Origin of the sequence: Leclercia sp. UBA5958, from assembly GCF_002430365.1 — a bacterium.
Classification (GTDB): domain Bacteria; phylum Pseudomonadota; class Gammaproteobacteria; order Enterobacterales; family Enterobacteriaceae; genus Enterobacter; species Enterobacter pneumoniae.
In genome coordinates, this window is sequence record NZ_DJCE01000012.1 from 196,036 (window position 1) to 219,885 (window position 23,850).

Annotated in this window: 21 protein-coding genes; 12 read left to right on the forward strand and 9 right to left on the reverse strand. The window is 55.9% G+C overall.

Annotated features, from left to right (window positions below; translation table 11 throughout):
• Positions 1-176 precede the first annotated feature (176 nt).
• Positions 177-818 carry a peptide-methionine (S)-S-oxide reductase MsrA gene (gene msrA, locus B2Q93_RS19265; RefSeq protein WP_040077466.1) on the reverse strand — a complete coding sequence of 214 codons (642 nt, stop codon included), beginning with the start codon at positions 816-818 and terminating at the stop codon, positions 177-179.
• A gap of 223 nt (positions 819-1,041) precedes the next feature.
• On the opposite strand from msrA, the gene tamA reads away from it, so the two are divergent.
• Genes tamA through B2Q93_RS19280 form a run of 3 tightly spaced genes read left to right on the forward strand, consistent with a single transcriptional unit; the run spans position 1,042 to position 6,895 of the window.
• Positions 1,042-2,775, forward strand: coding sequence for an autotransporter assembly complex protein TamA (gene tamA / locus B2Q93_RS19270; protein ID WP_046886409.1), 1,734 nt, complete (start codon positions 1,042-1,044; stop codon positions 2,773-2,775).
• Complete coding sequence (tamB, locus tag B2Q93_RS19275; RefSeq protein ID WP_286808357.1) at positions 2,772-6,548, forward strand: autotransporter assembly complex protein TamB; 3,777 nt, start codon at positions 2,772-2,774, stop codon at positions 6,546-6,548. Before tamA ends, tamB begins: the two co-directional genes overlap by 4 nt.
• A gap of 2 nt (positions 6,549-6,550) precedes the next feature.
• The gene (locus tag B2Q93_RS19280; protein WP_040077463.1) at positions 6,551-6,895 is read left to right on the forward strand and encodes a gamma-glutamylcyclotransferase family protein; all 345 of its coding nucleotides are present in this window, start codon (positions 6,551-6,553) and stop codon (positions 6,893-6,895) included.
• Positions 6,896-6,947: 52 nt separating this feature from the next.
• Here the strand turns inward: B2Q93_RS19280 and B2Q93_RS19285 are convergent, their stop codons facing one another.
• Both B2Q93_RS19285 and ppa read right to left on the reverse strand, forming a co-directional pair.
• Entirely contained in the window at positions 6,948-8,531 is a 1,584-nt protein-coding gene (locus tag B2Q93_RS19285; protein WP_046886413.1) for a methyl-accepting chemotaxis protein, read from the reverse strand.
• Between the two features lie 255 nt (positions 8,532-8,786).
• Positions 8,787-9,317, reverse strand: coding sequence for an inorganic diphosphatase (ppa, locus tag B2Q93_RS19290; protein WP_040077459.1), 531 nt, complete (start codon positions 9,315-9,317; stop codon positions 8,787-8,789).
• A 309-nt stretch (positions 9,318-9,626) separates the two neighbouring features.
• On the opposite strand from ppa, the gene ytfQ reads away from it, so the two are divergent.
• The 5 genes from ytfQ (at position 9,627) to B2Q93_RS19315 (ending at position 15,818) form a co-directional block, all read left to right on the forward strand.
• Positions 9,627-10,583, forward strand: coding sequence for a galactofuranose ABC transporter substrate-binding protein YtfQ (gene ytfQ, locus B2Q93_RS19295; RefSeq protein ID WP_046886414.1), 957 nt, complete (start codon positions 9,627-9,629; stop codon positions 10,581-10,583).
• Positions 10,584-10,629: 46 nt separating this feature from the next.
• Positions 10,630-12,132, forward strand: a complete 1,503-nt coding sequence (gene ytfR, locus B2Q93_RS19300) for a galactofuranose ABC transporter, ATP-binding protein YtfR (RefSeq protein ID WP_040077456.1) — start codon at positions 10,630-10,632, stop codon at positions 12,130-12,132.
• Between the two features lie 13 nt (positions 12,133-12,145).
• On the forward strand, positions 12,146-13,168 hold the full coding sequence (gene ytfT / locus B2Q93_RS19305; RefSeq protein WP_040077455.1) for a galactofuranose ABC transporter, ATP-binding protein YtfT: 1,023 nt from the start codon (positions 12,146-12,148) through the stop codon (positions 13,166-13,168).
• Complete coding sequence (yjfF, locus tag B2Q93_RS19310) at positions 13,155-14,156, forward strand: galactofuranose ABC transporter, permease protein YjfF (protein ID WP_286934096.1); 1,002 nt, start codon at positions 13,155-13,157, stop codon at positions 14,154-14,156. The genes ytfT and yjfF overlap by 14 nt, the downstream gene beginning before the upstream one ends.
• Positions 14,157-14,249: 93 nt before the next feature.
• Positions 14,250-15,818: a methyl-accepting chemotaxis protein gene (locus B2Q93_RS19315; RefSeq protein ID WP_286934098.1), complete on the forward strand. Its 1,569-nt coding sequence runs from the start codon at positions 14,250-14,252 to the stop codon at positions 15,816-15,818.
• Here the strand turns inward: B2Q93_RS19315 and B2Q93_RS19320 are convergent.
• Together B2Q93_RS19320 and fbp are read right to left on the reverse strand one after the other, a co-directional pair.
• The gene (locus B2Q93_RS19320; protein WP_046886417.1) at positions 15,793-16,146 is read right to left on the reverse strand and encodes a LysR family transcriptional regulator; all 354 of its coding nucleotides are present in this window, start codon (positions 16,144-16,146) and stop codon (positions 15,793-15,795) included. The two genes, B2Q93_RS19315 and B2Q93_RS19320, sit on opposite strands and share 26 nt — an antisense overlap.
• A 250-nt stretch (positions 16,147-16,396) precedes the next feature.
• Positions 16,397-17,395 (reverse strand): class 1 fructose-bisphosphatase, encoded by a 999-nt coding sequence (gene fbp / locus B2Q93_RS19325; protein ID WP_040077452.1) that lies wholly within the window; start codon positions 17,393-17,395, stop codon positions 16,397-16,399.
• 199 nt (positions 17,396-17,594) lie between these two features.
• Between fbp and mpl the strand changes: the two genes are divergently transcribed.
• Complete coding sequence (gene mpl / locus B2Q93_RS19330) at positions 17,595-18,965, forward strand: UDP-N-acetylmuramate:L-alanyl-gamma-D-glutamyl-meso-diaminopimelate ligase (RefSeq protein ID WP_286934099.1); 1,371 nt, start codon at positions 17,595-17,597, stop codon at positions 18,963-18,965.
• 47 nt (positions 18,966-19,012) lie between these two features.
• Here the strand turns inward: mpl and B2Q93_RS19335 are convergent, their stop codons facing one another.
• The 3 genes from B2Q93_RS19335 to yjgA all read right to left on the reverse strand — a co-directional run bounded on the left by B2Q93_RS19335 (position 19,013) and on the right by yjgA (position 20,978).
• Complete coding sequence (locus B2Q93_RS19335) at positions 19,013-19,336, reverse strand: hypothetical protein (protein WP_052953289.1); 324 nt, start codon at positions 19,334-19,336, stop codon at positions 19,013-19,015.
• Positions 19,337-19,584: 248 nt separating this feature from the next.
• On the reverse strand, positions 19,585-19,908 hold the full coding sequence (locus B2Q93_RS19340; RefSeq protein ID WP_052953290.1) for a hypothetical protein: 324 nt from the start codon (positions 19,906-19,908) through the stop codon (positions 19,585-19,587).
• 518 nt (positions 19,909-20,426) lie between these two features.
• Positions 20,427-20,978: a ribosome biogenesis factor YjgA gene (gene yjgA, locus B2Q93_RS19345; RefSeq protein ID WP_040077448.1), complete on the reverse strand. Its 552-nt coding sequence runs from the start codon at positions 20,976-20,978 to the stop codon at positions 20,427-20,429.
• A 95-nt stretch (positions 20,979-21,073) separates the two neighbouring features.
• Here yjgA and pmbA point away from each other — a divergent pair, with 95 nt between their 5' ends.
• Positions 21,074-22,426, forward strand: coding sequence for a metalloprotease PmbA (gene pmbA, locus B2Q93_RS19350; RefSeq protein WP_040077447.1), 1,353 nt, complete (start codon positions 21,074-21,076; stop codon positions 22,424-22,426).
• Positions 22,427-22,477: 51 nt separating this feature from the next.
• Positions 22,478-22,864, forward strand: coding sequence for a cytochrome b562 (cybC, locus tag B2Q93_RS19355; protein WP_040077446.1), 387 nt, complete (start codon positions 22,478-22,480; stop codon positions 22,862-22,864).
• Positions 22,865-22,934: 70 nt separating this feature from the next.
• Here cybC and B2Q93_RS19360 read toward each other — a convergent pair whose 3' ends face one another.
• On the reverse strand, positions 22,935-23,090 hold the full coding sequence (locus B2Q93_RS19360) for a Hok/Gef family protein (protein ID WP_040077445.1): 156 nt from the start codon (positions 23,088-23,090) through the stop codon (positions 22,935-22,937).
• A 417-nt stretch (positions 23,091-23,507) separates the two neighbouring features.
• On the opposite strand from B2Q93_RS19360, the gene B2Q93_RS19365 reads away from it, so the two are divergent.
• The gene (locus tag B2Q93_RS19365; RefSeq protein ID WP_154298914.1) at positions 23,508-23,846 is read left to right on the forward strand and encodes a PRD domain-containing protein; all 339 of its coding nucleotides are present in this window, start codon (positions 23,508-23,510) and stop codon (positions 23,844-23,846) included.
• Positions 23,847-23,850 lie beyond the last annotated feature (4 nt).

A 23,850-nucleotide genomic window follows, 5' to 3' on the forward strand; every position in this document is an offset into this window, starting at 1 on the left:
GCCAGATCCTCGGAAGGGAAGTTAAGTTTCGTTTGAAGAGATAGTGAAAACCGGTCCGAAGCGGTAGGCCGGTTGTTTCAGCGGCTAGTATAGCGTAAAGCACTGTAAACCCGCCAGAGATCACTTTTTGACCCGACCTTGCAGCAGGCAGGCAAAGTCGGGTCAAGGCAGAACGGTTAGGCCAGCTGAGGAGGCAGGCAGACACCAATACCGCCGATACCGCAGTAGCCGTACGGATTTTTGTGCAGGTACTGCTGATGGTCATCTTCCGCGTAGTAGAACGGCGTGGCCGTCGCGATTTCGGTGGTGACATGACGGGTATCATGGGCATCGATCATCGCTTGCTGGAAGCGTGCCAGGCTGTCACGTGCCGCAGCATCCTGCTCCGGAGTCAGCGGGTAGATCGCCGAGCGGTACTGCGTACCGTGGTCATTACCCTGGCGCATGCCCTGAGCGGGATCGTGATTCTCCCAGAAAACCTGCAGCAGTTGTTCGTAGCTGATCACTGCAGGATCGTACACTACGCGCACCGCTTCAGCGTGCCCGGTCTGGCCGGAGCAGACTTCGCGGTAGGTCGGATTAGGGGTATAGCCACCGCTGTAGCCCGCTGCGGTACTGTAGACGCCGGGCAACTGCCAGAAGAGGCGCTCAACACCCCAGAAGCAGCCCATGGCGAAGATCGCGATCTCCATGCCGTCCGGGACGTTAGTCATGGAGTGGCCGTTAACGGCGTGCAAGGTGGCGACAGGCATTGGGGTGTTACGTCCCGGTAATGCATCCGCCTGAGCAACAAGGTGCTTTTTATCAAATATACTCACGGTGTGGCCTCCGGGGTAAAGGTATTGGGGTTAAGGTTGTCACGACGCGTTTAATTGAACACAATAATTACGCTGAATGAGTCTAGATTTAAACATAAGAAATATTAGGGTGCTCAGCCATTTTTCAACCCACTAAACGGGTTTTGGGCTCTATGCCGTGATACGCCGCGGAGCGGCACTTCAAATGCTTCCAGGGTGGAAACAAGGATATTCAGGAGAAAACGTGCCAAAGATCCGCCAGTTATGTTTGGTCAGTTTATTGCTGACAAGCGGAGTCGCCAGCGCGGCGAATGTCCGTTTGCAGGTTGAAGGGTTAACCGGTGCGCTGCAAAAAAACGTGCGAGCGCAGCTTTCGACCATCGAAAGTGATGAAGTCACGCCAGACAGGCGCTTTCGCGCACGCGTGGACGATGCCATCCGCGAAGGGTTAAAAGCGTTGGGTTATTACGAACCCACCATCGAATTTGATCTTCGCCCGCCGCCGGCTAAAGGGCGCCAGGTGCTGATTGCCCGCGTCTCGCCGGGCGAGCCGGTAAAAATTGGCGGCACCGACGTGGTGCTGCGCGGTGGAGCGCGTGACGATCAGGATTACATTAAGTTATTGCACGATCGGCCGGCTATCGGCACGGTGCTGAACCATTCCGACTACGAAGGTTTCAAAAAAAATCTCACCCGTGTCGCCTTGCGCAAAGGTTACTTCGACAGCCAGTTTAATAAGAGCCAGTTAGGCATCGCCCTGGACCGGCATCAGGCTTTCTGGGATATCGACTATGACAGCGGCCAACGCTACCGTTTTGGCGATGTCACCTTTGAAGGGTCGCAAATCCGCGACGAATACCTGCAAAACTTAATCCCCTTTAAAGAGGGGGATTTCTATGAGTCAAAAGACCTGGCCGAACTGAACCGGCGTCTCTCCGCTACCGGCTGGTTTAACTCAGTAGTGGTGGCACCCGAGTTCGACAAAGCCCGTCAGAGCAAGGTATTACCGCTGCACGGCGTGGTCTCACCCCGCACCGAAAACACCATTGAAACCGGGGTAGGTTACTCCACGGACGTCGGGCCGCGCGTTAAAGCGACCTGGAAAAAACCGTGGATGAACTCCTACGGCCACAGCCTGACCACCAGCGCCAGCATCTCGGCCCCGGAGCAGCAGCTCGATTTCAGCTATAAAATGCCGCTGCTGAAAAACCCGCTGGAGCAATATTACCTGCTGCAGGGCGGGTTCAAGCGTACCGATCTGAACGACACCGAGGCAGACTCCACCACCCTTGCCATATCGCGCTACTGGGATCTCTCCAGCGGCTGGCAGCGGGCGATTAACCTGCGCTGGAGCCTCGATCACTTTACCCAGGCGAACGTGACTAACACCACGATGCTGCTCTACCCGGGGGTCATGATTAGCCGTACACGCTCCCGCGGCGGCCTGATGCCGACGTGGGGGGATTCTCAGCGTTACTCGGTGGATTACTCCAATAGCGCCTGGGGCTCGGACGTGGACTTTGTGGTCGTGCAGGCCCAGAACGCCTGGATTCGCACCCTCTACGATCGCCACCGCTTTGTGGTCCGCGGCAATCTGGGCTGGATCGAAACCGGCGATTTCGACAAGGTGCCACCCGACCTGCGTTTCTTCGCCGGTGGTGACCGCAGTATTCGCGGCTATAAATACAAATCTATCGCGCCGGAAGATAACGAAGGCAAGCTGATCGGGGCCTCGAAGCTGGCCACCGGCTCGCTGGAGTATCAATACAACGTGACAGGTAAGTGGTGGGGGGCGACCTTCATCGACAGCGGCGAAGCGGTAAGCGACATTCGCCGTAGCGATTTTAAAACCGGCGCCGGGGTTGGCGTGCGCTGGGAATCGCCGGTGGGGCCGATCAAGCTCGACTTTGCCGTGCCGATAGGTGACAAAGACAACCACGATCTGCAGTTTTATATCGGTCTGGGGCCAGAATTATGAGTTTATGGAAGAAGATAAGCCTCGGCGTACTGATTTTTATTCTGTTGCTGCTGGGGACGGTGGCCTTCCTGGTGGGCACCACCAGCGGCCTGCATGTACTGTTTAAGGCGGCGAACCGCTGGGTACCGGGGCTGGAAATTGGCCAGGTGACCGGCGGCTGGCGCGATCTGCATCTGAAAAACGTGCGTTACACCCAGCCGGGCGTGGCGGTAAATGCGGGCGATTTTCACCTTGCGGTGAAGCTGGGCTGTTTGCGCGACAGCAAACTTTGCGTCAATGACCTCTCGCTTAAAGACGTCAACGTGGCGATTGATTCGAGCAAAATGCCGAAATCGGCGCCGCCAGAAGAGGAGGACAGCGGCCCGCTGAACCTCTCTACGCCGTATGAAATCGCCCTTTATCGGGTGGCGTTGAACAACGTTAACGTCAAAATCGACGATACCACGGTCTCGGTGATGGACTTCACGTCCGGCCTGCGCTGGCAGGAGAAAAACCTGACCCTGACCCCGACCTCGTTACAGGGGCTCTTGATTGCCCTGCCAAAAGTGGCCGACGTGGCGCAGGAAGAGATTGTCGATCCAAAAATTCAGAAGCCGCAGCCTGAGGAAAAACCGCTTGGCGAGACGCTGAAGGATCTCTTCTCAAAACCGGTTCTGCCGGAGATGACCGACGTTCATCTGCCGCTCAATCTTAACATCGAAGAATTTAAGGGCGAGCAGCTGCGCCTGACCGGTGACACCGACCTGACCGTCTTTAACATGCTGCTTAAAGTCAGCAGCATTGACGGCAACATGAAGCTCGATGCGCTGGATATCGACACCAACCAGGGGAGCGTGAATGCGACCGGTAATGCGCTGCTGCGTGATAACTGGCCGGTAAATATCACCCTTAATAGCGCCCTCAATATCGATCCGCTCAAAGGCGAGAAGGTGAAGCTGAAGGTAGGCGGTGCCCTGCGCGACCAGCTGGAATTTGGCGTTAATCTCTCTGGCCCGGTGGATATGGTGCTGCGCGGCCAGACCCGCCTTGCCGAAGCCGGCCTGCCGCTCAATCTGGAGCTGGTAAGCGAGCAACTCTACTGGCCATTCACCGGTGAGAAGCAGTACCAGGCCGATGATCTGAAGCTGAAGCTCAGCGGCAAAATGACCGATTACACCCTGTCGTTCCGCACGGCGGTGAAGGGCGAAGGTTTACCGCCCGCGACCATCACCCTTGATGCAAAGGGCAATGAGCAACAGGTTAACCTCGATAAGCTCACTGTGGCGGCGCTGGAAGGCAAAACCGAACTGACGGCACTCCTCGACTGGCAGCAGGCTATCAGCTGGCGCGGTGAGCTGAAGCTGGCAGGTATTAACACGGCAAAAGAGTTCCCGGAGTGGCCATCGAAGCTCGACGGGCTGATCAAAACGCGCGGCAGTCTGTACGGCGGGACCTGGCAAATGGACGTGCCGGAGATCAAGCTGGCCGGCAACGTGAAACAGAACAAGGTCAACGTTGATGGTTCCCTGAAGGGCAACAGCTATCTCCAGTGGACTATCCCGGGGCTGCACGTGGCGCTGGGACGTAATAACGCGGATATCAAAGGCGAGCTAGGGGTAAAAGACCTCAACCTCGACGCCACTATTGATGCGCCCAATCTGGATAATGCCCTGCCAGGGCTAGGCGGTACGGCCAAAGGACTGGTGAAAGTGCGCGGTACGGTAGAGGCGCCGCAGCTGCTGGCGGATATCACTGCCAATAACCTGCGCTGGCAAGAACTCTCCGTGGCCCGCGTGCGCGTAGAGGGCGACGTAAAATCCACTGATCAGATTGCCGGTAACCTGAACCTGCGCGTTGAGCGCATTGCTCAGCCGAGCGTCAATCTGAGTCTGGTGACCCTGGAGGCCAAAGGCAGCGAGAAACAGCACGATCTCCAGCTGCGGGTGCAGGGTGAGCCGGTTGCCGGCCAACTGCATCTGACCGGCAGCTTTGATCGTCAGGCGCAGCGCTGGAAAGGCACGCTGGATAACACCCGCTTTACCACCCCGGTGGGGCCGGTGGCGCTCTCCCGCTCTGTCGCGCTGGATTACCGCAACGCGGAACAAAAAATCAACATTGGCCCGCACTGCTGGACCAACCCGAACGCCGAGCTGTGTCTCCCTCAGGCCGTTGATGCCGGTGCCGAAGGTCGCGCGGTCGTGAATCTGAACCGCTTCGACCTGGCGATGCTGAAACCCTTTATGCCCGAGACGACGCAGGCGAGCGGCGTATTCAGCGGTAAAGCGGATGTGGCGTGGGATACCACCAAACCGGGCCTGCCGCAGGGCAGCGTGACGCTTGCCGGACGAAACGTGAAGGTATCGCAGGAGGTCAATGGTGCACCGCTGCCGCTGGACTTCAGTACGCTCAACCTGCGTGCCGATCTGCACAACAACCGCGCCCAGCTGGAGTGGTTAATTCGTCTGGTCAACAACGGCCAACTCGATGGTCAGGTGCAGATAAGCGATCCACAGGGGCAGCGTAATCTGGGCGGCAACGTCAATATTCGCAACCTCAACCTGGCGATGGTCAACACCATCTTCTCACGCGGCGAAAAGGCGGCGGGGATGCTGAATGCCAACCTGCGCCTGGCGGGGAATGCGCAGAGCCCGCAGCTGTTTGGCCAGATGCAGCTGAACGGCGTGGACATCGACGGTAACTTTATGCCGTTTGATATGCAGCCAAGCCAGCTCGCGATGAACTTCAACGGCATGAGTTCGACGCTTGCCGGGGTCGTGCGCACGCAGCAGGGGCAGATCAACCTGAGCGGCGATGCGGACTGGAGCCAGCTTGATAACTGGCGCGCACGGGTGGCCGCGAAGGGCAGCAAGGTGCGTATCACGGTGCCGCCAATGGTGCGGCTGGATGTCTCGCCGGACGTGGTATTTGAAGCGACGCCGAGCCTCTTCACCCTCGATGGCCGCGTAGATGTGCCCTGGGCGCGAATCGTGGTGCACGACCTGCCAGAGAGCGCGGTGGGCGTCTCCAGCGACGAGGTGATGCTTGATAACAATCTGCAGCCCAAAGAGGCGCAGAGCGCGGGCATTCCGATTAACAGCAACCTGATAGTCCACGTAGGCAACAACGTGCGTCTGGATGCCTTTGGCCTGAAGGCCCGCCTTACCGGCGACCTGAAGGTAGCTCAGGATAAGCAGGGGCTGGGGCTTAACGGACAGATCAATATTCCGGAAGGGCGCTTCCATGCCTACGGCCAGGATCTGCTTGTGCGTAAAGGCGAGCTGCTCTTCTCTGGTCCGCCGGACCAGCCGCTGCTGAATATTGAAGCGATCCGTAATCCGGAGTCGACAGAAAACGACGTGATTGCCGGGGTGCGGGTAACCGGCACCGCCGACGAACCGAAAGCGGAGATCTTCTCTGACCCGGCGATGTCGCAACAGGAAGCGCTCTCTTACCTGCTGCGCGGCCAGGGGCTGGACAGCAACCAGAGCGACAGTGCTGCTATGACCTCAATGTTAGTTGGCCTGGGGGTTGCACAAAGTGGGCAGGTTGTGGGTAAAATCGGCGAGACGTTTGGCGTAAGCAATCTGGCGCTGGACACCCAGGGGGTCGGTGACTCCTCGCAGGTGGTGGTCAGCGGCTATGTTCTGCCGGGTCTGCAGGTAAAATACGGTGTGGGGATCTTTGACTCCTTAGCGACTCTCACGTTACGCTATCGCCTGATGCCTAAGCTATATCTGGAAGCGGTGTCTGGCGTAGACCAGGCACTCGATCTGCTCTATCAGTTTGAGTTTTAGCAATGCGAATATTTGTCTACGGCAGTTTACGAACCAAGCAAGGCAACAGCCACTGGATGACCAACGCCCAGTTGCTGGGTAATTACAATGTCGAGAACTACCAGTTGTACAGTCTGGGCCACTATCCAGGCGCGGTTCCGGGAAACGGAACGGTACAAGGCGAGGTCTACCGCATTGATAATGCCACGCTAGCCGAACTTGATGCCTTGCGCACCAGGGGCGGTGAATATGCACGCCAGTTAATCCAGACGCCATACGGGAGTGCATGGATGTACGTGTACCAACGTCCGGTCGAAGGCTTAACGCTGATTGAAAGCGGCAATTGGTTAGACAGAGACCAGTACTGACCCCGCTTGAAGATTGAAATGAACAACGCCACCCTCGGGTGGCGTTGTTTTTTTAATTCCCTTCCTGGCGCAGCTTAAAGATCTGCACCGTGTCCAGCAGTTGCTCCGCCTGGCGGTGCATGGCTCTGGCCGCGGCTGAGGACTCCTGCGAGAGCGTCGCATTCTGCTGCGTGGCGGTGTCCATATGGGTGACTGCCACGTTGACCTGGTCGATTCCGGTGCTCTGTTCGTGGCTGGCATGAGAAATCGCCTCGATCAGCTCGCTCACTTTACTCACGCTGTGCAGGATATCTGCCATTGCCGCGCCGGCCTCTTTCACCTGACCGTTCCCTTCGTCGATGCGACTGACCGAGCGGTCGATCAACACCCGAATCTCTTTCGCCGCAGCCGCGGAGCGTTGCGCCAGGGCGCGCACTTCGGCCGCCACCACCGCAAAGCCTCGCCCTTCGCTACCGGCACGGGCGGCTTCGACGGCGGCGTTCAGCGCCAGAATATTGGTCTGGAAGGCGATACTGTCGATCATGCTAATAATGGTATTGATTTCGCTGGAGAAATTATGAATCTCGTTCATGGTCTGTACCGCGCGTTCCACCGCTTGCTCACCCTGCCGGGCTACCTGATGGGCGCTACGGGCGAGATCGCTGGCAGTCTGCGAATTCTCTGCGTTGCTCTTCACCACCGACGTCAACTCCTCCATCGAGGCGGCTGTCTGTTCCAGCGCGCTGGCCTGGGCTTCATTTCGCGAAGAGAGCTCATGGCTACCGCTGGCAATTTGTGCCGAGGCGGTGGCAATGGTCTCGGTGCCGCTACGCACCCCAGAGACAATGCGCGTCAGATTGACGTTCATCTCCTGCAGTGCGCGCATCAGTTCGGCGGTCTCATCGCGACCGGCAATGGTAAAGCGTGACTGCAAATCGCCGGCCGCCACGGTGCGGGCAATGCTCACTGCCTGTGCCAGCGGGCGGGTAATACTGCGAATCAGCCACCAGGTTACCAGCAGTCCCGCCGCGAGCGTCAACGCCATGGCCAGCAGGAGCATCCAGCGCGTCTCCTGAAAGCGCGCCTGGTTCTGGGCAATGGTGTGCTGGTGGAGCGCTTTTGCGTGGGCCAGCGTTTGGGCAACCACCTCGTCGATCCTTTTTGTCGGCTCGCGGTCAATGCCGGTCACCTGTTTATCCACCTCCTGTGCGCTGGTCACATCACCCACCCGATAGGCGTTCAGCGCCGACAGATACTGCTGCTGCAGCCCGGCGTGGATCGCCCGTGTCGCCAGCACCTGCTGATTATCCATCCCGATTTTCGGCAGCAGTTCGCTCAGGTGTGTTAAGAGCGCCTGGGTGTTCTGGCTCTCGCGAATAAAGGCCGCTTTATATTTATCGAACGCCTCCTGCCCCTGAGCCCCGCGCAGCAGGGTGTTCTTCCACTCCTGAACCTGGATCTTGAACTGCACCTGCGCATTACGCGCGGTATCAATGCTCTCGGTAATGGTCTGTTCCATCGTCATAATCTGTTCATTCTGCGTCAGGCTGTTGCTGTTTATCGCCAGCCCACGCAAACCGATAAATAGCGTCGCAAGCAGGAGCAGCGAGGCCAGCAGCCCCAGTCGTTGGCCGATGGTGAGTGTATTGAGTTTCATCTGTAGCGGGGATTCCCTGTAGGTTATAAAGCGATCGCGATCACGTCCCGAAGATATCGACCCACATCAGGCAGACTTTATGGCAGTAACCCGGCATTAGGGCAGGGGGAAAGCGCTATCTAATTAATACTGATAGGGAAAAGTGCTTTGTGACAATTTCGTGACATTTCACTTTGGCGGGGGGGCAGAGGCGAGGCTCAAGTATACAGGCAAAAAAAAACCCCGACGTATCGGGGTCTTATAATCAGGAAAGCATTACTTCTTCGCTGCGCGCTCGAAGGAGGCAACGATCTCAGCTTTCGCCGCTTCTGCGTTGTCCCAGCCGTCAACTTTAACCCATTTGCCTTTCTCGAGATCTTTGTAGTGCTCGAAGAAGTGGGAGATCTGCGCTTTCAGCAGCTCTGGCAGGTCGTTCACATCTTTAATGTGATCGTACTCTTTGCTCAGTTTGGTGTGCGGTACGGCAACCAGCTTCGCATCTTCGCCCGCTTCGTCAGTCATTTTCAGTACGCCAACCGGACGGCAGCGAATCACTGAGCCTGGCTGCAGTGGGTATGGCGTAGGGACCAGAACGTCAACCGGGTCACCATCCAGAGACAGGGTGTTATTGATGTAGCCGTAGTTGCACGGATAGAACATCGCGGTAGACATGAAACGGTCAACAAACAGTGCGCCGGTGTCTTTGTCGATTTCGTATTTGATCGGATCGGCGTTAGCCGGGATTTCGATAACTACATAGATGTCTTCTGGCAGTTCTTTACCCGCAGGGACGTTGAGTAAGCTCATGTCTGTGTCCTATAAAATGATTGGCAAACAAGTGGCGAGTATTATAGCCAACTCACGCTGAATGTCTTTTCCTGTTTTTGTCTCTTCTGCCTGCTCAGGGCCCTTTTCAGCCTCTTCTCATGACAGGAATGTCCATAAACTCAGCCGCATTTTTAATGGTTCGATGAAAGCGATTACAAACTTGTGATTAACGTTTTATTCACTTTTCCGAAGTGTGATGTAACGCAATCTGTAACACCTGCCATTGGCTATAGTTTGTTCGCAGAACACCTTTTACCCAACAATAAACTACCCTACGAGGACGTTCTTATGTGGAAGCGCTTACTTCTCGTCACAGCAGTTTCGGCAGCCATGTCGTCTATGGCAATGGCCGCCCCTTTAACCGTAGGATTCTCGCAGGTCGGCTCTGAGTCCGGCTGGCGCGCCGCTGAGACCAGCGTCGCCAAAAGCGAGGCGGAGAAACGCGGCATTACGCTGAAGGTTGCCGACGGCCAGCAAAAGCAGGAAAACCAGATCAAAGCTGTGCGTTCGTTTATTGCGCAGGGCGTTGACGCCATCTTCATCGCGCCGGTGGTGGCGACCGGCTGGGAACCGGTTTTGAAAGAGGCAAAAGACGCTGAAATTCCGGTCTTCTTGCTCGACCGATCAGTGGACGTCAAAGACAAATCTCTCTATATGACCACCGTCACCGCCAACAACGTGCTGGAAGGACAATTAATAGGCGAATGGCTGATCAAAGAGGTCAACGGCAAGCCCTGTAACGTAGTGGAGCTGCAGGGGACCGTGGGCGCCAGCGTCGCCATCGATCGTAAGAAGGGCTTCGCCGAGGCCATCGCCAAAGCGCCAAACATTAAAATCATACGCTCCCAGTCCGGCGACTTTACCCGCAGTAAAGGTAAAGAGGTCATGGAGAGCTTTATCAAAGCGGAAAACAACGGCAAGAACATCTGCATGGTTTACGCCCATAACGATGACATGGTGATCGGGGCCATTCAGGCCATCAAAGAGGCGGGTCTGAAGCCAGGTAAAGATATCCTCACCGGCTCCATCGACGGCGTACCGGATATCTATAAAGCGATGATCGACGGCGAAGCCAATGCCAGCGTCGAGCTGACGCCGAACATGGCGGGCCCGGCATTCGACGCGCTGGAAAAATTCAAGAAAGACGGCACCCTGCCAGAGAAAGTCACCATCACCAAGTCCACTCTCTATCTGCCTGATACTGCAAAAGAAGAGTTAGAGAAAAAGAAAAATATGGGCTACTGAGTCTTTACTTCCCTCTCCCCCGTTGGGGAGAGGGTGAGAGAACACTATGACAACTGACCAACATCAGGAAATCCTTCGCACTGAGGGGCTCTGTAAATACTTCCCCGGCGTCAAAGCGCTGGATGGCGTCGACTTTAGTCTGCGTCGCGGGGAGATCATGGCGCTGCTGGGTGAAAACGGCGCCGGCAAATCGACCCTCATCAAGGCGCTGACCGGGGTCTATCATGCCGACCGGGGTACCATCTGGCTGGAAGGGAACGCCATCTCTCCGAAAAATACGGCCCATGCCCAGCAGCTGGGGATTGGCACGGTCTACCAGGAGGTGAATCTGCTGCCGAACATGTCGGTGGCTGATAATCTGTTTATTGGTCGGGAACCCAGACGCTTTGGCCTGCTACGCCGCAAAGAGATGGAGGCGCGCGCCACCCGGCTGATGGAATCTTATGGCTTCTCGCTCGACGTGCGCGAGCCGCTCAACCGCTTTTCCGTGGCGATGCAGCAAATCGTCGCCATCTGCCGTGCTATCGACCTCTCGGCGAAGGTACTGATCCTCGACGAGCCCACCGCCAGCCTCGATACCCAGGAGGTCGAAATGCTCTTCACCCTGATGCGCCAGCTGCGCGATCAGGGGGTAAGCCTGATTTTCGTCACCCACTTCCTCGATCAGGTATATGCGGTGAGCGACCGCATTACCGTGCTGCGTAACGGAAGCTTTGTCGGTTGCCGCGAAACCCGCGAACTGCCGCAGATTGAGCTGGTGAAAATGATGTTGGGGCGCGAACTCGACACCCATGCGTTGCAACGCGCGGGCCGCACGCTGTTAAGCGATAAACCCGTGGCGGCGTTTAAGGACTACGGTAAAAAAGGCACCATTGCGCCGTTCGATCTGGAGGTTCGTCCCGGTGAGATCGTCGGCCTGGCGGGGCTGTTAGGCTCCGGGCGTACCGAAACCGCTGAAGTGATTTTTGGCATTAAGCCTGCCGATAGCGGTACGGCCCTGATCAAGGGCAAGCCGCAGACCTTGCGATCTCCCCATCATGCCTCCTGTCTGGGGATTGGCTTCTGCCCGGAAGATCGTAAAACCGACGGCATTATTGCCGCTGCCTCGGTACGGGAAAATATCATTCTGGCGCTCCAGGCCCAGCGTGGCTGGCTGCGCCCGATCCCGCGTAAAGAGCAGAACGCCATTGCCGAGCGCTTTATCCGCCAGCTAGGGATCCGCACCCCCAGCGCCGAGCAGCCCATTGAATTCCTCTCCGGCGGTAATCAGCAAAAAGTGCTGCTCTCCCGCTGGCTTCTCACCAAACCGCAATTCCTGATCCTCGATGAGCCCACGCGTGGCATCGACGTGGGGGCGCACGCGGAGATCATTCGCCTGATCGAAACCCTGTGTGCCGACGGGCTGGCGCTGCTGGTTATCTCGTCCGAGCTGGAGGAGCTGGTGGGTTACGCCGATCGCGTCATTATTATGCGCGATCGCAAGCAGGTGGCAGAGATCCCGCTGGATGCGCTTTCCGTTCCGGCAATTATGAATGCCATCGCGGCATAAGGAGACCAGCGTGATGTCTCGTACAGTCCCCCAAACCGGGCAGCCCAAACGCCGTTTTTCCTGGCCCACCGGCATGCCGCAAATTATCGCACTCCTGCTGGTATTGGTGGTCGATAGCCTTGTGGCGCCGCATTTCTTTCAGATTGTGTTGCAGGATGGCCGTCTGTTCGGCAGCCCGATTGATATTTTAAACCGCGCCGCGCCGGTGGCGCTGCTGGCCATCGGGATGACGCTGGTGATCGCCACCGGCGGCATTGACCTGTCGGTCGGGGCGGTGATGGCGATCGCGGGCGCGACCGCCGCCTCAATGACGGTGGCCGGGCATAGCCTGCCGGTGGTGCTGCTGGTGACGCTGGGCACCGGCGTGCTGGCAGGGCTATGGAACGGTGTGCTGGTGGCGATCCTCAAAATCCAGCCCTTCGTGGCAACCTTAATCTTGATGGTGGCTGGACGCGGAGTGGCGCAGTTGATCACCTCCGGGCAGATCGTCACCTTTAATGCGCCGAACCTGGCGTGGATCGGCAGCGGCTCGCTGCTCTTCTTCCCGACTCCGGTGATCATTGTGGTGGTCACGCTGATCGCCTTCTGGCTCTTCACCCGCAAAACGGCCCTCGGCATGTTTATCGAAGCGGTGGGGATTAACATTCGCGCGGCAAAAAACGCCGGAGTCAGTACCCGCCTGATGGTGATGCTGACGTACGTGCTGAGCGGCGTCTGTGCAGCCATTGCCGGGGTGATTGTCGCGGCAGATATACGCGGTGCCGATGCGAATAACGCCGGCCTCTGGCTGGAGCTGGACGCCATTCTGGCGGTGGTCATTGGCGGCGGCTCGCTGATGGGCGGGCGCTTTAACCTGCTGCTGTCGGTAATTGGTGCACTGATTATTCAGGGGATGAACACCGGGATCCTGCTGTCGGGATTCCCGCCGGAGCTCAATCAGGTGGTGAAAGCGGTGGTCGTGCTCTGCGTGCTGATCGTCCAGTCACCGCGCTTTATCAGTATAATTAAGGGGATGCGTGGTCATGATAAAACGTAACTTACCGCTAATGATCACCCTCGGCGTCTTTGTGCTGGGGTATCTCTACTGCCTGACGCAATTCCCCGGCTTTGCCTCTACGCGGGTCATTTGCAACATCCTGACGGATAATGCGTTTCTTGGCATTATTGCAGTGGGGATGACCTTTGTGATCCTCTCCGGCGGGATTGATCTTTCGGTCGGCTCGGTGATCGCCTTCACTGGCGTTTTTCTCGCTAAGGCGATCGGCTTCTGGGGGATCTCACCGCTGCTGGCGTTCCCGCTGGTAATGATCATGGGATGTGCCTTCGGCGCTTTTATGGGGCTGCTGATCGACGCCCTGAAGATCCCAGCCTTTATCATCACCCTGGCGGGGATGTTCTTCCTGCGCGGCGTCAGTTATCTGGTCTCTGAAGAGTCGATTCCCATTAACCACCCGATCTATGACACCCTCTCCAGCCTGGCGTGGAAAATCCCCGGCGGCGGACGGCTCAGCATTCTGGGCCTGGTGATGCTGGGGGTGGTGGTGATCGGGATCTTCCTCGCGCACCGGACCCGCTTTGGTAACGAAGTTTATGCCATTGGCGGTAGCGCGACCTCAGCCAACCTGATGGGGATCTCCACCCGTAGCACCACCATTCGTATCTATATGCTCTCTACCGGGCTGGCGACGCTGGCGGGGATCGTCTTCTCCATTTATACCCAGGCGGGCTACGCGCTGGCGGGGGTTGGGGTGGAGCTGGACGCCATTGCCTCTGTCGTTATCGGCGGTACGCTGTTGAGCGGCGGTGTCGGGACGGTACTGGGGACGTTGTTTGGCGTGGCAATCCAGGGGCTGATCCAGACCTATATCAACTTCGACGGCACCCTGAGTTCGTGGTGGACCAAGATTGCGATTGGTATTCTGCTGTTTGTCTTTATCGCTCTGCAGCGTGGCCTGACCGTGCTCTGGGAGAACCGCCAGAGCTCACCGGTGACCCGGGTGGGCACCCCAGGAACCAGGCAGTAACCTGCTGAATTTGCGCAAAGTATAAACTTTTTCCGGTAGCGGCCGATAACCTTTCTTTCTGTCCAGATATATCTCGCTACCGGAAATAACATCATGCTTAAAACGCTATCGATTCGTACCGGCTTGCTTTCGTTACTGGCCGTTATGACCCTTCTGCTGCTGCTTGTCAGCGGTATTGGCATTTATGCCCTCACACAGAGTTCCTCCTCTTTGCAGCGCATCAACCACCTACAGGGTGAACAGCTAGTCCAGCTGAACGCGGGCTACACCCTGATCCTGCGCGCGCGCAACGAAGCGGGTCAGGCGGTTCGCATGATGGAGGTGGGGTTACTGGATGATGCCGCCAAATCGGTGAAGAACATCAACGCTGAATTCGCCCAGGCACAGAAAACATTAAAAGCCGTGATCGACGGTGGCGTGACCGATCCGCAGGGTGACGCGCTATTAAAGCGCGTTGCAGTGAGCTTTGCTGCCTATAAAGAGAAGGGGATCGCCCCGATGCAGGCTGCGCTAAATGAGCAGAGCGCCGATGCTTACTACGATCTGCTGGAAAACAGTCTGGTACCGGTGGCGCGTCAGTTTAATAACGACATGCAGGCTTTCCAGGCCTGGAGCGAAACCCGCGGCAAAGCCGAAGTGGCGGCGGTGCAGGCCAGTAAAAATCGGGTGATGATCCTCATCATCGTAGCCGCGCTGCTGACGGCGGGTATTATCGTGCTGGCCTGGCTGGCATTGCGCCATATGCTGCTGAAACCCCTCTCCAGCTCAATTGCCCAACTGGAGCATGTGGCGGCAGGCGATCTGACCCACGCCCTGAATGCACGGGCCAGCCAGGAGATTAACCGCCTGAATGCTGCCATCGAAATAATGCGTCAGTCCCTGATGGAGTCGGTACTGCGGGTGCGCGATGCCAGTGCGCAGATTGATACCGGCAGCCGCGAACTGACTGCGGGCAACAACCACCTGGCCCAGCGCACGGAATCAACCGCGACCTCGCTGGAGCAGACGGCAGCCAGTATGGAAGAGATCACCGCCACGGTGCGGCAAAACGCCGATAATGCCGATCAGGCCCACCAGCTGGCGCAGACCGTCTCCGATACCGCTGACCGCGGTAGTGAGATGGTCTGTTATGTAATTGAGAAGATGCGCGATATCGCCGGCAGTTCTGACCGTATCGCCGATATTCTTAGCGTTATTGACGGTATCGCTTTCCAGACCAATATCCTGGCGCTGAACGCCTCGGTGGAAGCGGCTCGCGCGGGTGAGCAGGGCCGGGGCTTTGCGGTCGTGGCGGGGGAAGTACGCAATCTGGCGAGCCGTAGCGCCGATGCCGCGAAAGAGATCCGCTTGCTTATTAGTGATTCTCAGTCACACGTGAACGAGGGCAGCGAGCTGGCGCAGCAGGCGGGCGAGACCATGGATGAGATTGCCAACGAAGTGATGCGAATGACAAAGCTGATGCGCGAAATCGCCAGTGCTTCGCAGGAGCAGAGCCGGGGCATTGAGCAGGTCAATATTGCCGTTAGCCAGATGGATGAAACCGCACAACAAAATGCGGCGCTGGTGCAGCAATCCTCTGCGGCGACGCGCTCGCTGGAAGAGCAGTCCCGCGAACTTATCGAAGCGATGTCATCCTTTAAACTGTCGATGCAGCAGGCATAGTACGCAGGCGTTCCGCCGCGACAGGCGGCGGAACGTCCTCTACAGTTGCCACTTCCCCCGCCAGATTCTGGTGAATCAGGCTCAGCAACTTCTCCAGTTCGTTGGTCAGGCGCAGCGCTTCCGCTGTCGGTTCCAGAAACAGCCCTTTGCGCGTGAACAGCGGCTCGCTAAACAGCGAGCCAAACCGTTTTAACGCCAGGCTTACCGCAGGGCGGGACATTTTTAACCGTAATGAGGCCTTCGCCATGCTGCCGCAGCGAACCACTTCGATAAAAACAGGAATTAAATTCAGATCGATACCCGTTGATGAGCGTGAGAGATTTTTCATTAGCAGCCGGTTCCAACAAAGCGTATTTACCGGGGCAATAATGCGGGGAAGTTACCCGTAATAATAGCGAGATTTTTATATGTATTTATACTCGTTAAAATATAAGTTGGCGTGAACAATTCACTCAACGCAAAGCGCGTTGTGTTTCTTTTTGCAGGTTAATCAAGGAATTATATGATTATGGTGTGCGAAGGAAATCGCGCGGGGTGCTGACAAATAAGGGGCTGTCGCCCCTTTTTAACATTCTGCGTTACGCGTCCGGGAATTCCCGAATAAAGCGCTCAACATCGTCAACCATATGGTCATTACCCACGAAGAACGAGCGACGCTGGTGCAGGCTCTCGGGCTGAATGTCCAGAATACGCTCTTTGCCATCGCTGGCCTTACCGCCCGCCTGCTCTGCAAGGAAGGCCATCGGGTTGCACTCATACAGCAGACGCAGTTTTCCTTCCGGATGGCTGGCGGTGCTTGGGTAGAGGTAAATCCCGCCCTTCAGCAGGTTGCGGTGGAAATCCGCCACCAGAGAACCGATATAGCGCGAGGTATAAGGACGCTGCGTCGCTTTATCCTCTTCCTGGCAGAACTTAATGTACTTCTTCACGCCGTTCGGGAATTTAATGTAGTTCCCTTCGTTGATGGAGTAGGTGCTGCCTTTCTGCGGGAAGCGCATACGCTCCTGGCAGAGACAGAACACGCCCAGAGACGGGTCGTAGGTAAAGGCGTGCACACCGCAGCCGGTGGTGTAGACCAGCATGGTGGAGGAGCCGTAAACCACATAGCCTGCGGCCACCTGGCGATTGCCCGGCTGCAGGAAATCCTCTTCGGTGACCGGGGTGCCTACCGGGGTCACGCGACGATAAATAGAGAAGATCGTCCCGACGGAGACGTTAACGTCGATGTTGGAGGAACCATCCAGCGGATCCATCAGCACGACATATTTTGCGTGTTCACACCCTTCGAAGACCACAATCTCGTCTTCTTCTTCAGAGGCGATACCCGCCACGATGTCGCGCGCGCGCAGTGCAGCTTTCAGTTTTTCGTTCGCGAACAGATCAAGTTTCTGTTGAACCTCGCCCTGAACGTTTTCAGCACCGCTGGCACCCAGGATATCAACCAGACCGGCCTTGTTGATATCGCGATGGATGATCTTGGCGCCCAGCTTTATTGCCGACAACAAAGCAGTGAGCTCACCAGTAGCATGAGAGAACTCGTGCTGCTTTTCGACAATAAATTCACCTAACGTTTTCATAACACTTTCCCTGCATCATATGTTGAGTAAAGCGATCGGATGATGATAAAGCGGTAAAACTCCAACAATCTTAACAAATATTCAAATAGTAGCGCAGAGGTGAATCGCGCCAGCAAATTACAGATTTACCTGAAATGCGTTTCTCACCTGTTAGACATATGAGTAAAATGTGCGCCACATTGAAGAAGGATAGTGACGTATGCGCATTCATATATTGGGGATTTGTGGCACTTTCATGGGCGGACTGGCCATGCTGGCGCGCTCGCTTGGCCATGAAGTGACGGGTTCGGACGCCAATGTGTATCCGCCGATGAGCACGCTTCTGGAGAACCAGGGCATTGATCTCATTCAGGGCTATGATGCCAGCCAGCTCGATCCTCAGCCGGATCTGGTGATCATTGGTAATGCCATGACGCGCGGTAACCCCTGCGTTGAAGCCGTGCTGGAACGCAACATTCCTTACATGTCAGGGCCGCAATGGCTACACGACTTCGTGCTGCGCGATCGCTGGGTAGTGGCCGTTGCCGGTACACATGGCAAAACCACCACCGCCGGGATGGCGACCTGGATTCTGGAAGCCTGCGGCTACAAGCCGGGCTTTGTGATCGGCGGTGTGCCGGGTAATTTCGACGTTTCTGCCCGCCTGGGCGAGAGCCCGTTCTTTGTGATCGAAGCGGATGAATATGACTGCGCGTTCTTTGATAAGCGCTCCAAGTTTGTTCACTACTGCCCGCGTACCCTGATCCTCAATAACCTTGAGTTTGATCACGCGGATATTTTCGACGACCTGAAAGCGATACAGAAGCAGTTCCACCATCTGGTGCGCATCGTGCCTGGCCAGGGACGTATCATCTCGCCGGAGAGCGATATCAACCTGAAGCAGACGCTGGCGATGGGCTGCTGGAGCGAGCAAGAGCTGGTTGGCGAGCAGGGCAAATGGCAGGCGAAAAAGCTGACCACCGACGCCTCGGAGTGGGAAGTGCTGCTCGACGGTGAAAAAGTGGGCGCAGTGAAGTGGGGCCTGGTTGGCGAACACAACATGCACAATGGCCTGATGGCGATTGCCGCCGCCCGCCACGTGGGTGTGCTGCCTGCGGATGCGGCGAACGCGCTGGGTTCCTTCGTGAATGCCCGTCGTCGTCTTGAATTGCGCGGCGAAGCCAATGGCGTGACGGTCTATGACGATTTCGCGCATCACCCAACCGCGATCCTGGCGACGCTGGCAGCCCTGCGCGGCAAGGTTGGCGGTACCGCGCGTATTCTGGCGGTGCTGGAGCCTCGCTCTAACACCATGAAGATGGGGATCTGCAAAGACGATCTCGCGCCGTCGTTAGGCCGCGCCGATGAGGTGTTCCTGTTGCAGCCGCAGCATATTCCGTGGCAGGTCGCGGAAGTGGCCGAGGCCTGCATTCAGCCGGCGCACTGGAGCGCGGATGTGGATACCCTGGCAGAGATGGTGGTGAAAACCGCGCAGCCGGGCGATCACATTCTGGTGATGAGCAACGGCGGGTTCTGTGGGATCCATCAGAAGCTGCTGGACGGGCTGGCGAAGAAGGCGTCCGCTGAGTAAGTCACGGTAAAAATGACCCTGCCTCAGGCAGGGTCATCATAAATGACTTAAATTGAGCCAAATGCCTGACCCGCCGGACCAAAGGTTGCGCGATAGTCATGCAGCGTATCGGCAATGACTTCACGGCCCATCATAAATCCACCCACAGCGCCAAACAGTGCGCCGCAGACGACACCAATGACCGCGGTTACCGCCTGGTTGATGCCCCCCACAAGTAATCCACCGGCACCACTGACTTTCCCACCAACGGCCACGCCAGTGGAAATGCCGTCAAAAATACCCCAGACAGCCCCTTCGAAACGCTGTTCAGCGGTTAATTCACCTGCGGCGGCGCTAACAACCTGCATTTCGATAATATTAAGTTCACGCATTTTCTATCTCCATTGATAATTGATTTATTCCTGAGTGAAAAACAAATCACAAAGCATTTTTAGTTGGCCCAGTAATTTGCGGAAAAAAGATTAACAACTAATACATTGAATGAGAAGAGAGTGCGTGTTGCTTCATATATGAAATATGAGTATGAATTGGGGGGGGGTTATATTTATTTAATGGGATGTATTTACAACGATAACCAGATGCACGGGGATGACCCCGTGCACTGAAACACGAGACGCGCTTAAATAGTACCAAATGCCTGACTTGCAGGACCAAAGGTCGCGCGATAGTCATGGCAGGTCTCAGCGATAGCTTCGCGACCCACCATAAATCCACCGACAGCACCAAACAGTGCGCCGCAAACGACACCAATGACTGCACTGACGGCCTGGTTGATACCGCCTATGACTAATCCACCCGCACCGCTGACCTTCCCGCCTACGGCCACGCCAGTGGAAATGCCATCAAAAAAACCCCAGACAGCCCCTTCGAAACGCTGGTCAGCGGTTAATTCACCTGCGGCGGCGCTAACGACCTGCATTTCCATGATGTTAAGTTCACGCATTATTTATCTCCATTGATAATTGATTTCATCCTGAGTGAAACACAAATTACAGCGCGTATTTTAATAAACCCCGTAATTTGCCGAAAAAATGTTAGCAACGAATGGAAGTGATGAGAAGGAGTGTGATTTTATTTCACGTATGAAATATGAATGTGAAGTGTGGAGATAGAGGGTTTATATCAGCAGTTCTTATATTTATAATGGTCAACAGAGTGCATTTATTGGATGGTAAAGCACGCTAATATTATTTTACATCTCAGAATAAGAAGTAATAATCGGTGCCTTGTTATTCTCATCCTTCAGTTAATTTCCCAGCCATAAAAGATTACATGAAAAAAATTGCCTGGGTTTCTTAATGTATGGTCAGGGGTTAATTCTCGCCAGCACTGATAGTGACTGTTTACTGAAATATGGTCGACGCAATTTCTGTATTATTCGGCTGTATCGTCTTATTGCAAAGGTGAATTAAGTCAGTGAATAAAGCGGTACAGGAAACGCCTGCACCGCTTTAATGCTTATCACTCTTCGTTTTCGGCCAGCTCGCGCAGATACTGAAAAATCAGACGCGCAGACTTCGGCGGCTTATTCCCTTCTTTCTCTTTCTTCGCGTTACGGATCAGCGAGCGCAACTGCTGGCGATCCGCCTCCGGCCACAGGTTCAGAACTTCCGGTACCGCGTCATCACCTTGTTCAATCAAACGATCGCGTATCTGCTCCAGTTTATGGAACAGGGCAACCTGCTGGTTGTGGCGGTTTTTCAGCTTATCAAGAGCCTGGCGGATAGGATCAACGTCGCGCTGGCGCAACATTTTGCCAATCAGCTGCAGCTGGCGGCGACGGCCTTCTTTTTTGATTTTTTGTGCCAGTTCAATGGCGGCACGCAGGTCCGGGTCGAGCGGGATCTTATCCAGCGCGTTCTTACCCAGATCAACCATTTCTGCGCCAAGCTGTTTTAACTCTTCGGCGTCGCGTTTAATTTCACTTTTACTGACCCAGATGATCTCATCATCTTCGTCTTCGATGTCATCACCGGGAACGTCGTCGAGCCAGTCGTCGGGCTGCTTAGTCATGTCAGGCTCCTTAAAAAAAGAGGCTAATGTTACCAGTTAAGACGCGTACTGAGAAACGGTTCTCTGTTAGACTTCAGCTAACTACACCTTACATTATGGCATTTACGATGAAAGTGATCTCACAAGTTGCAGCGCAGCGTAAAGCACTGGAAGACGCAGTATCCACGGCGCTGGAGCTGGCTTCAGGGAAATCCGACGGGGCAGAAGTCGCCGTCAGCAAAACCACCGGCATCAGCGTAAGCACCCGCTATGGTGAAGTGGAAAACGTTGAATTTAATAGCGATGGTGCGCTGGGCATCACCGTATATCATCAAAACCGCAAAGGCAGCGCCTCCTCTACCGACCTGAGTCCGGACGCCATCGCCCGTACCGTTCAGGCAGCGCTGGATATTGCCCGCTACACTTCGCCGGATCCTTTCGCCGGCGTCGCGGATAAAGAGTTGCTGGCCTTTGATGCACCGGATCTCGATCTCTTCCACCCGGCAGAAATTTCGCCAGACGAAGCGATCGAACTGGCAGCCCGCGCCGAACAGGCCTCGCTGAAAGCCGATAAACGCATCACCAATACTGAAGGCGGCAGCTTTAACAGCCACTACGGCATTAAAGTTTTCGGCAACAGCCACGGCATGATGCAGGGCTATAGCTCGACGCGTCACTCCCTGTCGAGCTGCGTGATTGCCGAAGAGAATGGCGACATGGAGCGCGACTACGCCTACACCATTGGCCGGGCTTTCGGCGATTTACAGACGCCGGAATGGGTCGGTGAAGAGTGCGCTCGCCGCACGCTGTCTCGCCTGGCGCCGCGTAAACTCTCTACCATGAAAGCGCCGGTGATCTTCGCCAACGAAGTCGCCACCGGTCTGTTTGGTCACCTGGTGGGGGCGATCGCCGGCGGTGCGGTCTACCGCAAATCCACTTTCCTCCTCGATTCGCTGGGCAAACAGATCCTGCCGGAGTGGCTCACCATTGAAGAGCATCCACACTTGCTGAAAGGACTGGCCTCAACGCCGTTCGACAGTGAAGGGGTACGCACAGAACGCCGCGATATCATCAAAGAGGGGATTCTCACCCAGTGGCTGCTCACCAGCTACTCGGCACGTAAACTCGGGCTGAAAAGCACCGGCCATGCAGGCGGCATTCATAACTGGCGCATTGAAGGGCAGGGGCTGAGCTTCGAGCAGATGCTGAAAGAGATGGGCACCGGGCTGGTGGTCACCGAGCTGATGGGGCAGGGCGTCAGCGGTATTACCGGTGATTACTCCCGTGGCGCGGCCGGTTTCTGGGTGGAAAACGGCGAGATTCAGTACCCGGTGAGCGAAATTACCATCGCCGGAAATCTAAAAGATATGTGGCGCAACATGGTCACGATCGGAAACGATATCGAAACACGCAGCAATATTCAGTGTGGTTCAGTACTGTTACCAGAGATGAAAATTGCTGGTGAGTAAAACAAGCGCGCCCGGCGCGCTTTTTTAATAACAAAAAAAAGGAAGTGAGCAATGCGTAAAAACCTGTTAGCTATCCTGGCGGCATCATCGCTGGTGTTGAGTTCATCTGTCTTCGCAGCCGATCTGGAAGACAACATGGATACCCTCGCTGAAAATCTGAAAGTGGTGCAAAAAACCGATAATGCGGATGAAATGAAAGCCGCATTAACGAAGATGCGCGCCGCCGCGGTCGATTCGCAGAAAGCGACACCGCCAAAGCTGGAAGACAAAGCTCCCGATAGCGCAGAGATGAAAGATTACCGTCAGGGTCTTGAGACGCTGGTCGGTCAGATCGATGGTGCACTGAAACTGGCTAACGAAGGCAAAGTGAAAGAGGCGCGGGCCGCTGCGGATGCGTTTGCTGCCACCCGCAACGAGAACCACAAAAAATTCCGTTAAATGGGTGCCTGAGCTGTACGTCTTCTCCCCGTGTGCGGAGGCGCGCGAAACGCCTCCGCATGCTTGCTCCTTACTTACCGGAGCGACAATCCAGTCGCGCTACCACCTCGAAAGATCCGTTACGAAAACCGATCTCGCACAATGTTTTCCTCGTTGCCAGTGTTAAGATGATTATTGTCAAAGAAATAATCATCAGAGCCCTGATAATGGGGTCTCTGCGTTTCATGGATGCCTCCTTGCTTTTATGCGGGCGAGGTAGCAAACGTCACGTGGTGAGGCGTAATGTTTCGGGCCCCCGCCCTGATTTTATGTCAGGCGGGGCTTTCCACTTTCCGTCTCTTGCCTGAGACGGTCAGTCTCAAGCACCCGCAGCCACTCTATCCCATCCCCATAAGAAAACCTTATCTGCGTCACATTTCTACGAGGCTGCTCGTAAACTTTTCCACTTCGCTTTCCGTTATCTCCCGCTGAATAGCGTGATGCACATCACGTAAAACCCGGGTTTTATCTCCAGTTCACCCATTTCTGTGGCACAGATCACTGGTGCCGCCCGCCTTTCCACTTCGAAGTGGAAAACAACTCGCTACAAACTCTCCACCTGCAACGTTAGTTTTATTCCAGAGCCATTAACGGGGTAAGACGAGTGATAAACGGAGCGGTAATGAACGACGTTGAGGACCAGGCAGCGAAAACTGAACAGCTCGCTGACACCATGCTAGAGCAGGTTTTTGCCCTGCTTGGCCGCCACACCATCATCCCCAATGACGTGCAAAAGCAGATGCTGACCTCCCACGTTCGCGCCATGGCGCACCGGTCAGTGACCGGCGAACCTTTGCCGGAGGTCGAAGCGGACCTGTTTGATGAAATTTCACCTGATTCAATGCGGCTTGCCCGTGAAGTGGTAGCGCAGTTTGGCAACCTTCCTGATGAAGAGGCCTGGCTGCTCTCCGTTCATTTCGAAGTCGCGAAAGACAACCTTTAAGGAG

Bases quoted from the DNA above. Each gene is read 5' to 3' on its own strand.
- B2Q93_RS19335 (WP_052953289.1), bottom strand. From the start codon at position 19,336: ATGCGTGAACTTAATATTATCGAAATGCAGGTTGTTAGCGCCGCCGCA.
- B2Q93_RS19285 (WP_046886413.1), bottom strand. From the start codon at position 8,531: ATGAAACTCAATACACTCACCATCGGCCAACGACTGGGGCTGCTGGCC.
- ytfQ (WP_046886414.1), top strand. From the start codon at position 9,627: ATGTGGAAGCGCTTACTTCTCGTCACAGCAGTTTCGGCAGCCATGTCG.
- pmbA (WP_040077447.1), top strand. From the start codon at position 21,074: ATGGCATTTACGATGAAAGTGATCTCACAAGTTGCAGCGCAGCGTAAA.
- B2Q93_RS19360 (WP_040077445.1), bottom strand. From the start codon at position 23,090: ATGAAACGCAGAGACCCCATTATCAGGGCTCTGATGATTATTTCTTTG.
- fbp (WP_040077452.1), bottom strand. From the start codon at position 17,395: ATGAAAACGTTAGGTGAATTTATTGTCGAAAAGCAGCACGAGTTCTCT.
- cybC (WP_040077446.1), top strand. From the start codon at position 22,478: ATGCGTAAAAACCTGTTAGCTATCCTGGCGGCATCATCGCTGGTGTTG.
- ppa (WP_040077459.1), bottom strand. From the start codon at position 9,317: ATGAGCTTACTCAACGTCCCTGCGGGTAAAGAACTGCCAGAAGACATC.
- B2Q93_RS19315 (WP_286934098.1), top strand. From the start codon at position 14,250: ATGCTTAAAACGCTATCGATTCGTACCGGCTTGCTTTCGTTACTGGCC.
- mpl (WP_286934099.1), top strand. From the start codon at position 17,595: ATGCGCATTCATATATTGGGGATTTGTGGCACTTTCATGGGCGGACTG.
- tamB (WP_286808357.1), top strand. From the start codon at position 2,772: ATGAGTTTATGGAAGAAGATAAGCCTCGGCGTACTGATTTTTATTCTG.
- B2Q93_RS19280 (WP_040077463.1), top strand. From the start codon at position 6,551: ATGCGAATATTTGTCTACGGCAGTTTACGAACCAAGCAAGGCAACAGC.
- B2Q93_RS19320 (WP_046886417.1), bottom strand. From the start codon at position 16,146: ATGAAAAATCTCTCACGCTCATCAACGGGTATCGATCTGAATTTAATT.
- yjfF (WP_286934096.1), top strand. From the start codon at position 13,155: ATGATAAAACGTAACTTACCGCTAATGATCACCCTCGGCGTCTTTGTG.
- ytfT (WP_040077455.1), top strand. From the start codon at position 12,146: ATGTCTCGTACAGTCCCCCAAACCGGGCAGCCCAAACGCCGTTTTTCC.
- yjgA (WP_040077448.1), bottom strand. From the start codon at position 20,978: ATGACTAAGCAGCCCGACGACTGGCTCGACGACGTTCCCGGTGATGAC.
- B2Q93_RS19340 (WP_052953290.1), bottom strand. From the start codon at position 19,908: ATGCGTGAACTTAACATCATGGAAATGCAGGTCGTTAGCGCCGCCGCA.
- ytfR (WP_040077456.1), top strand. From the start codon at position 10,630: ATGACAACTGACCAACATCAGGAAATCCTTCGCACTGAGGGGCTCTGT.